Below are 12,366 nucleotides of genomic sequence, written 5' to 3' on the forward strand. Positions count from 1 at the left end.
TTTTATTTGATTTTTTTTATATATAAGACATGAAGTATCACATCCTTGAAAAATTTCATTTGATTTTTAGTATTTCTTTTAAATATTTCTGGTCTTAGAAAAATGCGAATAAACCATTCAAGTCTAAGTTTAATCCATATTTTAGAGGGGCGCTTACTGTTTCCTGCATACCAATCAAAAACATTTCCTATAGTACTTATTATTCTGGCATTTACTAAATCTCTATGGAAGTAAGCCCATTTTTCTTGTTTAGGTGCAGTAAGTCCAACAAACAAAACATCGGGTTCGAAATCGTTTATTGACTGTACGATAATGTCATTATCTTCAAGAGTGAATTCACTTTTGAAGGGAGGAGAATAAAATTCGACTGTAATGTTCGAATACTCTCTAATAGCTCGACTTTTAATTTTTTTTAAGGTTTCTTCGGAAGAGCCCATGAAAAAGATTCTCCACCTATTTTGATCGGCCAATTTCATAAAGTGATTAAAGCAGTCTTCCCCAGCAATTTTTTTGATGTTCTTTCCATTGATCAAAATTGACCCGATAGCTATACCCATGCCATCTAAAACAAGTACATCAGTCTTCTTTAAAGCTTCCTCAAATAAATAATCGGATTTGGCCAAACCATAAGAATTTGGGCTAAAAGTGTTAATAAGTACTTTGTCTATATTAGGTTTTATTACATCTAAGGAAGAAGAGAAGACTTCATACCCAAGCACATTAGTATTCGAAAAGGATGGAAGGTTTGATTTCATATAGTCAGGTTTATCATTTTTCACAAGCTTTAATCAAAATATCAGATAGCCTTTCCTCAAATTTTTCAATTGTGAAAAGTTCCTCGAATCTTTGTTTTCCTGCTATGCCCATTTCTTTTCTAATATCTGGTCGATCTGCAAGAAGTTTCATTCTTTCTGCCAGTTGCTGTGAGTCTTTCTTCGGGACTAAGAAGCCTGTTTTCTCATTAACTACTATATCAGGAATACCACCTTCTGGGGTTGAGATAATGGGTAGGCAATGTTGCATCGCTTCTAAATTGACAATACCAAATGTTTCGTAGTGGTAAAATGTAGGAAAGATGAATACATCTGACTTTAAATAAAAAGACTCTTTCTCTTTATTATATTTTGGTCCATGAGCAGATGCTACATCGCTGATGTTATTAAGTTTTAAGTAATTATCAAATTTTATAGGGGTAATATCTGACCAACCACCTACGAAATGGCAATGGAAATTAACCTTATCATTCTTTAATTTTTTTATAGCATCTAACAGGATATAAACACCTTTTTCTTCAATCATATTTGAGAGAAAAAGAAAATTGCAGATCTTGTTTTGTTTCTCTACTTTTTTGGAGCAATCATTCTCGGATATTGGGATGCCATAAGGGCAATAAAATACGTTTGTTTCGCTTACATAACGACTGACATCCTTATACAAATGTGGTGAAAGCAAAATGGACCACGTGTCTTTGAAGGCATATTTGTAGAGCCAATTATTCAATCTATTTTGACTTGCCGCTGCAACACCTTTGTTGTGAAAATGGTAAATGATCTTGGTTTTACGTCTCTTTAGCAAGTAAACTAATACCAGGTCTTTGTAAAAGCCCGGTCCACTAGCGGTTAAAGACATGTGACAAAGTTGATAATTACATTTTTTGAGTGTAAGCAAGACATTTTTAATGATGGCAAAAAAGGTTACTATTTTTTTAAAATTTCCTTTGCCCGATAGATTGAGTTCTTTATTGGTTGCCAGGTTTATATAGGTGCCATCTATTTTATTGTTGATTCGATTACTGTTTTTAATATAATTTCCTGCCATTGCAGCACCATGAACAGGGGGAGGGAGATGCATTAAAAACAGAACTTTTGGTCTATATGTGTCATTAATTGTCATATATAAATAAGTTTTACGTTGGATTGGAATAATCAGTAATTAAGTAGGGTATAGGATAATTTCTCAAATATCAAATATTCATTTACTTAATAATCAAACTAACATGCTTTAGTTTTTAAGGGCAAATTCCACAGATTCTATAATACCTTGGGCAGCCATTTCATGATTATACTCTTTCACCAAATTGATAGCGTTCCGAGAGAACTCGCTTAACTTGTTTTCATCTTCTAATAATAGACATACTTCAGTTGCCCAGATATCAGTGTTTACTGGTAGAATAAGGCCATTAACACCATGTAAGATTAAATCGTTGGCGACGCCAGCAACTTCTGTTGTAACCACGGGGGTTCCGCTTGCACATGCTTCATTCGCCACGATACCCCAAGGGTCATTAAGAGTGGGGAACAGAAAAACCTTGGAATCCGCATAGTAAGCAGGTAAACAGTTTTGATCAAGAAACCCTTTAAAATCATAATCGATTTTTGCTTTATCAAGTTCGTTCAACATCTCATTCTTTAAATCTCCGTCTCCTAAAATCAACACCTTCAAAGAAGGTATTTGACGGCGTATTTTTTTTGCTACTTCTACAAATAGCAGAGGTAATTTTCTTGCAATAATTTGCCCTGAAAACAAAAGATCATATTTCCTATCCTTCATTTTTTTACCATTAAATCTTGAGTTATCGATACAAAGGCAGCTTTTAAACATTTTTTTGTCAGATACGCCATAACTTCTGTACAAATCAAAAGCCCCTTTACCCGGCCCTACGAAAGCCTGCGTTCTTTTGAAAACTTGCTTTCTTATTAACTTTTGGATTTTAGAAAAGTCTTTTTCCGATTCTAAAGTGCCATCGTTATAAACTACCACCTTTCTTTTTTTAAGAATACACCAAAACACTGCATAAAGCATTGTTGGTTTAAAGGCAGTTATTATTAGCACATCAGGGTCAAGATTGTTCAGTAATTTCCAAACTTGGGGATTGTTATGTCTATAGGTCTTTGATCTGTCCGCTAGAAAAAATTTTTCATAATTCTCAAGTTCAAGGTTCCATGTTCTATTTGGTTCTAATCTCGCACAATAGATCACTGAATATTGGTATGAATTTTCGATTCCGAGCTTGAGGTGCATTTTTTCCCTATAAGGGCCAGGAACTTGTGTGAGATATGTGATTTTCGGTTTGGCATAAATCATTTAGTTGGTTTTGAAGTTTTCGTATATGAAAGGGAATAATGTCTTTAACCAAAGCTTAAGCATAGCAGAGGGTAAATGCAGGGGGAAGTGACGTTTAATAAAAGTTAAGTATTCATTATATGCAAGGCCTTTCGGACTATATAGATATTGGATTCTTTCAGATAATTTGCTGCTTGATGGTTTCCAGTTCTTTCCATGATCATCAACACAACTGCCTAAAACGCCAGGAGCTACTACTACAGCGAAACCATTTCTTTTTGCATTTAAAGTATAATCGTAATCTGCAATTCCGTGAGTATAGCTTTCTGATAAAATGCCAATTTTTTCCTCAATTTCTTTAGGTACTAACATAATGTTGGCATTTCCTAAATCACAAGGCATGGGTGAAATTTCATTATATACAGCTTTGCTTTTTGGACCGAATTTATTTTTTAGTTTCCAACCTCCATATGAGATTTTACCTTTGTCATCTATAGTGCTTCCTATGATTATAGCTTGCTTTTCTCTTCTGTTTAGCCAATCTTTATGTGTGTCGATTAATGTTCTTACCGCATCCTTTTTTAGAATTGTATCATCATTGAGCAAAAAGTAAAAGGTCGGTTTAGATACCTTCGCTTTATTCCAAGTGTAACGCATTCCACCCGCCCAAAACAGTTCTCCAGTGCCTTTAAATAAATGTACTTTTGGGAAATTAGATTTTATGTGATTTGAAGTGCCATCCTCAGAATTATCATCAGTCAAGAAGATATGCAACTCTACTCCAAGAGGTAATAGTTGCTCATAAATACTCTTGAGGCATGCAGAGGTTTTATCCTTTCTATTATATGAAGTAATTAAAATGGCTATTCTCATTTACTTATGTGTAATTGTTTGTCTTCATAATTTTTATTGCGGAAATAAATATTGCTAGAAGAAGCAATACGAGCATAAAATAATTTACATCTCGTATAAATTGAATTTTCAATTGATTAACCAGAAAGAATGAGAACATAATGGTAAAGCCTAAAATTAAGTCTACTACAAATGAGCCATGTTCTTTAAATTTCCAATAGGTGACAAGACCATTATATATTGCGTAAAAAAACAGTATTGTTAGGCAAAAAGAACCTACACTTCCCCAAAGAACATAAGAACTTAAATAAATATTATGGTAATCTGCGATTCCATCACCTATGTTGTCAACTGGAAAATGATTCGATCTATACTCATCAATGGTGCTAAAATACCCACGGCCAATTAAAGTGTTAGCTTCTTTGACTTCATTCCAAGCATAATCAAAGACATCTCCTCGATTCATCTCCTCACCACTTATAAGTTTCGAGATAGTTAGGCGTTCGAAGTCAATACTCTTTGATCTTTCCAAAAAAACAGAGAAATCGATTACATGAAATGTACTGTTAAGTAAGAGAAGAATTAGTATAAACATAGAGAATCGAAAAAGAACAAGAGTCTTTACTCTACGACCTAAAATAACTAAGGCAGTTAATAAAATGAAGGGTAAAAGTAGCATTGAAGACCTAGTTGCGGTTAGCACCATTGAATAAACAGAAATTGGCATGGCAATGAGCACCAATACGTATAGCTTTTTACTTTGAGCGTATAGAGAACCACTGATGAAAGAAGGAAAAAGAATGGCAATGAAAGAGACGCAAAATTCGGCATAAGCTTCAAAATTTCCTAGGGTAGCTGAACTACGAATGATTCCAAGTTCGTAATCAACATTGTCAGGATTCAAAGGAAGGAACGGCAAGTCATAATTGATGAAAATATAACGTTGATTTACAGATACGAGAAATAAGTAGTAAAAGAATAAGGTAAGAGCAATGAAGATGGTAGTTAATTTGTTGGCCGTGAGATTAATTTTTGATGTGAAATAAAAAAGATAAAGAAGTAAAGAAAAAGCCAGGATTGATTGCACTTTAAATGTCAAAGGAAACTCGTTACCCGCCCAAACACCTAATAATTGAAGGAGCCACCACAGAAACAGTACTTTCAAGAGTGAACTCTTTAAAGAACTTGGCCCTAGCGTAGTAAATTTACCTTTTGCTAAATAGACCACTAAAATTGCTAGCGACGCCGAAATATTAAAATTACCACCATACTTGGCACCAAAAATGAAAAAATTTCCAATGACTAGTTGAATCAAAAAGGAGGTATAGTCTTCTCTCTCAAGCCAAAAAATGAATAATATTATCAATGTCGCCAAAGCCACAATATTGACAAAAACAGGGTAAGTTGCATCGGTCAGACAACCAAATAAAGTCATCAAAATGATACTCAAGGTTAATAACCATGTAGGAGACGAGTGGTCTCTAACCTGTATAATTTTTAAGCTATTTGTCTGTAGTATCATTCAAGTTTTTTCTTTTAAGACAACTGTCGAACAAGACTATTGTATAAAGCAATATATTTATCCGTTTGTAGAGTAAGTTGAAATTTTAATCGTGCATTTTCAGCTATTTTTTGGCCATATTTCGCCATCCCGATTTCATCGCAATTCAAAAGAGCTTTTTTGAGACCATCCACAGTTATCTCTTTGCTTAAAAACCCATTCTCACCGTTTGTAATGGTCTCTTTAATTCCGCCCACTTCAAACCCTACTACTGGAGTGCCACAACAGAGACTTTCTATCATTGTATTCGGCAAATTATCTTCAATGCTTGGGAGTATAAAAAAATCGGCAGCATTATAAACTTTGCTCATCTGAACTTCATCGCTGATTCTTCCTAAAAATGTGATATCTTTTGTTGCTCTAGAATTTTGAACTTCCCCAACTGCGACAAAGTGATATTTAAGAAGCAAATTGGGGTCTTTTACAAGGTCTAAAACAAGATTAAACCCTTTTCTCTTATTTCGAAGGCTCTCTGCAACAAAAAGGACTATAGGTTTATTTGTAGACATCTCTAAACTTTTTGCACATTCTTTTTTGTTTAATGGCTTAAATATTTCGGTGTCTATACCATTTGAAATATGAAAATGCGAGAATTTTCTCAGGAGTTGTGAATCTTTTGATTTTTGATACATCCAAAATGATGGCGTTACAATGGTCAATAAATTCTTAGATAATGGTTTGAAAGCCCTTCTTTTAAAGTCATATTGCTCGTCGTCAAGACCATTGAGTTGAAAAGCATAAGCTTTTTCATCTAGTTTGTAGTGAAAACCGCCTTGAAAGGGGTTCATGTCATGTAAGGTCCAAACAATGGGCTTTTTAATGTTCTTAAAAAAACTAGGCACATCAATAAAATTGGCTACAAAGTGCAGGTTTATAATATCGCAGTGCTGAATAGCCTCATGGTTGGGTAGATCAATATAAGAAGTGTTGGCAAATGAAAAATATTCAAATTTTTTCTTGAATCTCCTAATCTTAAAGTCATTCGACTGCTCAAGATTAGGAGGTAAGCCCATTTTCTTTAATATTCGAGCTGCCAAGTCAATTAAGTATAGCTTTTTAGAATATTTAATTTCATATTTACTTTCAGACCCTTTTTCAAGAAACAAAAATCTACTGTCATGACCATCTTTCTTCATTTGGTCATGAATTCTTTTTGCCGCTTTTGCCGCCCCACCACTGCCGAATGTTGAGATATGAGTAATTTTCATGTAAAAAGGAATCTTTCTTTTAAAGTTTTCTAGTCATATATTGTCAGACTTCATTGGATTTTTTTCATTATGGCCTAGCAATTGTTCTTCTGACTTTATCTCTAATTCGTTTACTTAATGGAGGTTTTTTCATAAATCTTTTTCTCATATGATATTTCTCATACTCCATATTAACCTTGATATTAACAAAGATGTCAGGTTGTTCTTCCCATGAAAAAGTCTCTTGAAAATGATGTTCTGTTGCTTCTCCTTGATAATGAACACCTTGAGTGCCTATGTTTGAGGTTAGATTTACAGCAGGTACTACCGCAAGCCCTTCATTAAAAAATATGCTAAATTGCCACTGATAGTCCCAAGTTTTTTTATTTGGCATATTAACCGAGTGAAAATTTTTGAGCCAAAATTTACTTATTGATTTACTTTGATATAATTTTTGTAATGATTTGTCTTTTTCAAACTGAGGTAAATCTTTAAGGTCGTAATCATATTTTTTCCAAGCCCGTTTCCAAGTAGCCCAACCCCAAATATGTCCTATAAGGCTGAAGAAATGGTCTCCTTTCCCAACTTCGAACTCAGGGTTCCACCTGGTTCCAGAGATGTGCATAACTTTATGGTTATCTCTATATTGATTTAGCATTTTGCTGCAAAAAGTAAAGAAAGAAGGATGCGGAATTACATCATCCTCAAGAATAATCAATTCGTCAACAAGCTCAAATGATTTGGTAATTGAGTCTGACACTGCAAGCGCACAGCCTTTATTTTCATCATAATAGAGGCGCTTAACTTCGCAATCCCAGTCAATATTCTCTTTTTTAAACATTTCTCTGCAGGTCATTACCTTTTCAAATTCACCTTCAACATAATTCCTTGGCCCATCTGAAGAGATAAAGAGTTTTTTCGGCTTAAGATTTTTTATTTTTTCGAAAACCTTCGCCGTTGTATCCGGGCGATTGAATGTTATGAAGAGTAAAGGTGTTTTCATATTTTTTTTTGAGTGGTAAAAAATTTTTCAGGTATGAATAGTAAAGCTTGTGCTCTAACACCAAAAACCCATCTTTCTTTGGGAATTAGAAAACCCAATAATATAACCGAAAATTCTGCAAAAACTGTAGCAATTGCAGCTCCGAGTATCCCGTAGCGAGGTATAAGAAAAAGATTGACGAGGATATTTAATCCTGCTAAAGTTGCTTGTCTTATTAATACCATTTTATTAAAGTTCTTGGTCTGTAGGATTGCAATGGTGATTAAATTGAGATATACGAAAGGGATTGTCCAAATCAAAATGTCAAGAACATTTGAACTGGGATAATAATTAGGACCGTACAAAAGATTTACTATAAATTGAGACAAAGTGTTAACAACTAGTCCCAAAATTATTAGTGCGAAAAAAACGTATCGAATTAGTAGAACAAGTACTTTTCTATCGGAATTAAAATTCATGCCTACAATTTTTGGAAATACCGATTGGACAATAAGAACAGGAATGAAATTAAATACTTCTGCTAGTTTTACCCCTACCGAATAATAGCCAACACTTTCTTCATTTATTAATGTTTTTAACATAACTTGATCAATACGCATTCCAATAGAGACTGCAATACTTGATAGAATAAGAGGCCAGCTATCCCTTAATAACTTTTTTGCAATGAGTTTTCTGAATTTCCAATTTTTAATATTGTTTTTTTGAAGTTTATAAAATAAGAATAGCCCTAGGGCAAGTATAATACTCTCAACAAGAAAAACCATTGCGAAATACTGTAAAGGGGCTTTTGTAACTATTAATATAACCTTAAGAAGGCTAGCTACCCCTAAAACAATAAAGTTGGTATAGACGACGAACTTGGATTTTACTTTAGCCTGAAAATAGAAATCGATTACATTGAAACTTTGAAAGATAGTTGAAGAAGCAATGATAAACACTAAGATTGATGTAAGTTTATCGCCATCTATCAACACAATAGAAACCCATAAAATACAGATGGTAATAGCCGCCCCAATTATTTTTAAGAAAAATGCAGTGCCCAAGAGTATGTTGACATCTTTCTCTTTGCTTTTTACAATATCCCTAATGACAACACTATTTAGGCCAAGAGTAGCTATAGCTCCGAAAAGGCCCACTAAGCTATAGGCGTAGTTTAAAAGGCCAAACTTTGAAGGCCCAAGATACCTTGCGACCCATACACCAACAAGAAGACCCACGACCATTCTAATAATCTGTTCGCTAAATAGCCAAGAAGTGTTAAATGCATATTTTTTAACACCTTCATTCATGCTTAAAGCTTTTATCTTATTTAATAGAAAGTTTTGTCTTTTTTCGTGCATGTATATAAAAGCTCCATTGAGCTTAAATCAAAATTGTTGGCTATTTTCTATGTTGCAATGTCATCGAGAAATTTTCAATTTCATTAATGATTGTAATATGCTATCTTACTCGGTACTTGGCCATAATTGTCTCCATAGCCTAGAGTTTTATACCCTCTATTTTTTAAACCATTAAAAACAATGAAGACCTTGTTTATCATTTGCAGATTTTTACTGCTGTCAAGTATTCCTACCAATTCTTTTGGCGTATATGCGTGTTTGACAACAAATAAAGTAAGGTCGCAATGGTTTGCAAGAACATAGGAATCAGTAGCAAAACCTATAGGCGGGGTGTCAATAATAATATAATCAAATTTATTTTCTAGATACCCGAAAAGATTATTTAAATCGAAGCCCAATAGCAAATCTGAAATTTTGGTGTTGGCATTATTAGCACCACTACCTATAATGAATAGATTGTTAATATTCGTTTCTTGAGGCAATTCTTGCACTTGTGTTTTGCCGTAAATAAAGCCACATATGCCTTCGGATTTGTATTTTTTAAATAAAGGGGATGACTGTTTTTTGTGAAGGTCGAAGTCTATTAGAACTACTTTGTTGCCCGATGATGCTAAACTGAGAGCAAGATTCTTGGAAAGAAAACTCTTTCCTTCGCCTTCAATGCTTGAGGTTACGGTAATTTTCTTGATGTCTTTGGAAGTTCCATATAAACCCAATGCTAACCTAAGATCTCGAAACTGATTAAGATTATGTTCATTGTATGCTATTGCAGCTTTACTTTCTTTTTCATATTGATGCGTGATTTCGGCAATAATTGGAATTTGAGTCAATTTTTCAATTTCATGTCTAAAAAGAATCTTATTATTTAGTCCTTCTTTTATGACGATAAAGCCCATCGCCAAGCATAATGATATTAGAATGCCCATTGCATAAACCATTTTAGGATTTGGGCTGACAGGTAGAGGCGATGCCTCGGCTTTATCTACAATTCTTGTGTCTTCTAGAGTGGGGGCATAGGCTAAAGCCGTTTCTTCTCTTTTCTGTAGTAGATATGAGAAGAGGTCTTTCTTAATTTCTTCTCTTCTTTTAATTTCTAAAAGAGCACGTTCTTGTTCGGGTAACGTTTTTAGGGCCGAATTGAATTTTCCTGAATTTCTATTTAAATTTCCTAAACTCGCATTCAGATTGACCTGTTGATTTTTGATATTTTCTAGTATACTTGGCCGAATCTTTTCAATTTCATTAGTAATTGAAAGTAAAATCGGGTTGTTTTCAGCAGTAGTCTTTTTTAGCCGCTCGTATCGAATTTCTGAATCGTAAAGTTTCTCCAATAGTTGACTTAAAATAGGGTCCTCAATGCCCAAGGTAGAGGGCACAAGGCCACCTAATTTATTTTTAGATAAAACATAATCTTCAACTTGGTCTAAAACAGCCATTTGCAGACGAATGTTTTCAATTTTTCGATCATTTTGTCCGGCATCTTGTAAATATAGTTTTCCCTGTTCGCTTAAATCTACTGCACCTGTCGATGATTTGAATTTCTGAACTTCGGCCTCTAAAGAGTTCAGGTCGTTTTCAACACTGGTCATTCTATCTTCAATAAAAGCCAATGTGCTTTTGGCCAAATAATTTCTATCAGCTAGGGCTTTCTGGTTGTATGCTTTGATTATCTCATTTAAAATAGTCTCACCTCTTTGAGGTATTGCGTCTCTTATAGTGAGATTGACAACAGTAGAAACTTTATCGGTTGTATTTACTTCTAGATTTTCAATGATATTATTAGTTACATTTTTTACGTTACTAATAGTGAAGTATATAGGGTTTACTGTTTTTTCTATTTGAGAGTTACTGGCGGTGAAAATTAATTCCCCCAACGGTATTCTTACCCATTTGTTCAATGGGTAAGTTTTGTTCTCAATAGATACCGTCTTTTGTTCGGTATCAAATTGAAAGAATATTTTTTGTTCAATTTTTGGGTCTATTTTAATGCTATCTGAATGTCTAAACCTGATTTGAATAGGTGAGGAGTGGTATGCCGACTTATCAAAAAATCCAGTCTCTTCAAATTGCGATATGTACAGGGATAAACTATCAACAACATTACTTATTACCTCTCTCGACCTGATTATTTCAATTTCGTTTTCTAATATCTTTTTAGAATCAAATAAATTTATTGCTTCTATTATTTCTGAATCATCGACCCCTTTTCTTTCGTCTTTTATCATCATTGCGGCAGAAATTTCGAAAAGTGGCTTTTCGAATTGCAAGTAGCTCCAGCACAAAATCATACAGAAAACAAAGAGCATTATAAAAATTGGCCAAAAGGGCAGGTACTTGCCCAAGAGGGCCAAGAACAAGTTGTCTTTGGTTTTCATTGAGTTTGCATCGGTCATTGGGTGATTATTCATTATCTGAAACTTGAAATAGAGATTACCATTAATGACAGAGCACTAATGACCACAGGTAGCCACTGAGTTGCACGTGAGGTTGTAGCAACTTTTGACTTGCTAGGTTGTACATAAATAATATCGTTTGATTTTAAATAATAGAAAGGTGATGTAAATAATTCATTGGTTGTAAGATCAATTCTTCTTGTCTTTTTAATACCTCCTTCTTCACGAATTAACAAGACATTATCTCGCTTAGCATATATGGTCATATCGCCTGCTAGTCCAAGCGCCTCTAATAAGGTCACCTTTTCATTTGGGATACTTAGAACTGAAGGGTCGTTAACTTCACCCAGGACTGAAACCTTGAAATTTAGATATCTTACATCAACAATTGGTTCTAATAGTAATTTTCTATCAACTAATTGTTGAGTTATGTATTCGCGTAAAGCCTTTTTACTTATTCCTGCCGCTTCTATTTTTCCTAAAAAAGGAAAACTTATAAACCCATCTTGGTCGATGAGATAACCTGAGGCTTGTGTCGTTTTACCTTCAGAAGAAGAGCTTTGGGTTGCGGTTAGATTAGATACATTGAACATTTCAGCAGCTTCGGGATTAAGACTGCTAACTGAAATACTTAGAATGTCATTCTTCTTAAGAATTGGTTCTTGAACCTCGAACTCATCTAAGAATTCCAAATTGCCAACATTATTAAAATAAGTCGCTTTTTTAACATTGACACAAGAACAAAGTGCGGCAAGGGATAAGCAGATAGCCAGAGAATTAAAACTACATCGTTCTCGAAATTTTGTCAATAGCGATGATAGGAAGGTTTCCTCGATAAATTTCATGAGTATAAAAAGTTTGGTGGGGGAAGTGGTATTATGATGGCCAAAGTAAGATTAAATTTTTTATTGAAAGTACATATCTTAAAAGTATAGACAAAACACCTTAAATGTGGATGAAATGAATA

10 protein-coding genes are annotated in these 12,366 nt (G+C 34.1%); all 10 read right to left on the minus strand.

The features are described from left to right. Positions 1–2: 2 nt before the first annotated feature. Complete coding sequence (locus D1013_RS04400; protein WP_205601274.1) at positions 3–779, minus strand: WecB/TagA/CpsF family glycosyltransferase; 777 nt, start codon at positions 777–779, stop codon at positions 3–5. After that, on the minus strand, positions 769–1,893 hold the full coding sequence (locus D1013_RS04405; protein ID WP_121847729.1) for a glycosyltransferase family 4 protein: 1,125 nt from the start codon (positions 1,891–1,893) through the stop codon (positions 769–771). Before D1013_RS04405 ends, D1013_RS04400 begins: the two co-directional genes overlap by 11 nt. Before the next feature lie 108 nt (positions 1,894–2,001). Beyond that, complete coding sequence (locus D1013_RS04410) at positions 2,002–3,084, minus strand: glycosyltransferase family 4 protein (protein ID WP_121847730.1); 1,083 nt, start codon at positions 3,082–3,084, stop codon at positions 2,002–2,004. Continuing rightward, the gene (locus D1013_RS04415; RefSeq protein WP_121847731.1) at positions 3,085–3,936 is read right to left on the minus strand and encodes a glycosyltransferase family 2 protein; all 852 of its coding nucleotides are present in this window, start codon (positions 3,934–3,936) and stop codon (positions 3,085–3,087) included. Positions 3,937–3,940: 4 nt separating this feature from the next. Continuing rightward, positions 3,941–5,437: an O-antigen ligase family protein gene (locus D1013_RS04420; RefSeq protein WP_121847732.1), complete on the minus strand. Its 1,497-nt coding sequence runs from the start codon at positions 5,435–5,437 to the stop codon at positions 3,941–3,943. Between the two features lie 14 nt (positions 5,438–5,451). Then, positions 5,452–6,582, minus strand: a complete 1,131-nt coding sequence (locus tag D1013_RS04425) for a glycosyltransferase (protein WP_162987806.1) — start codon at positions 6,580–6,582, stop codon at positions 5,452–5,454. Positions 6,583–6,751: 169 nt separating this feature from the next. Further along, entirely contained in the window at positions 6,752–7,666 is a 915-nt protein-coding gene (locus D1013_RS04430) for a hypothetical protein (RefSeq protein ID WP_121847734.1), read from the minus strand. Then, positions 7,663–8,955 carry a flippase gene (locus tag D1013_RS04435; protein ID WP_162987807.1) on the minus strand — a complete coding sequence of 431 codons (1,293 nt, stop codon included), beginning with the start codon at positions 8,953–8,955 and terminating at the stop codon, positions 7,663–7,665. Before D1013_RS04435 ends, D1013_RS04430 begins: the two co-directional genes overlap by 4 nt. A 134-nt stretch (positions 8,956–9,089) precedes the next feature. Beyond that, on the minus strand, positions 9,090–11,414 hold the full coding sequence (locus D1013_RS04440) for a GumC family protein (protein ID WP_121847736.1): 2,325 nt from the start codon (positions 11,412–11,414) through the stop codon (positions 9,090–9,092). Further along, positions 11,414–12,244 (minus strand): polysaccharide biosynthesis/export family protein, encoded by an 831-nt coding sequence (locus tag D1013_RS04445; RefSeq protein ID WP_121847737.1) that lies wholly within the window; start codon positions 12,242–12,244, stop codon positions 11,414–11,416. The genes D1013_RS04440 and D1013_RS04445 overlap by 1 nt, the downstream gene beginning before the upstream one ends. Between the last annotated feature and the right edge of the window lie 122 nt (positions 12,245–12,366).

The organism is Euzebyella marina (assembly GCF_003687485.1).
Lineage (GTDB): Bacteria > Bacteroidota > Bacteroidia > Flavobacteriales > Flavobacteriaceae > Euzebyella > Euzebyella marina.

Bases quoted from the DNA above. Each gene is read 5' to 3' on its own strand.
- D1013_RS04435 (WP_162987807.1), bottom strand. From the start codon at position 8,955: ATGAATGAAGGTGTTAAAAAATATGCATTTAACACTTCTTGGCTATTT.
- D1013_RS04445 (WP_121847737.1), bottom strand. From the start codon at position 12,244: ATGAAATTTATCGAGGAAACCTTCCTATCATCGCTATTGACAAAATTT.
- D1013_RS04405 (WP_121847729.1), bottom strand. From the start codon at position 1,893: ATGACAATTAATGACACATATAGACCAAAAGTTCTGTTTTTAATGCAT.
- D1013_RS04430 (WP_121847734.1), bottom strand. From the start codon at position 7,666: ATGAAAACACCTTTACTCTTCATAACATTCAATCGCCCGGATACAACG.
- D1013_RS04420 (WP_121847732.1), bottom strand. From the start codon at position 5,437: ATGATACTACAGACAAATAGCTTAAAAATTATACAGGTTAGAGACCAC.
- D1013_RS04410 (WP_121847730.1), bottom strand. From the start codon at position 3,084: ATGATTTATGCCAAACCGAAAATCACATATCTCACACAAGTTCCTGGC.
- D1013_RS04440 (WP_121847736.1), bottom strand. From the start codon at position 11,414: ATGAATAATCACCCAATGACCGATGCAAACTCAATGAAAACCAAAGAC.
- D1013_RS04415 (WP_121847731.1), bottom strand. From the start codon at position 3,936: ATGAGAATAGCCATTTTAATTACTTCATATAATAGAAAGGATAAAACC.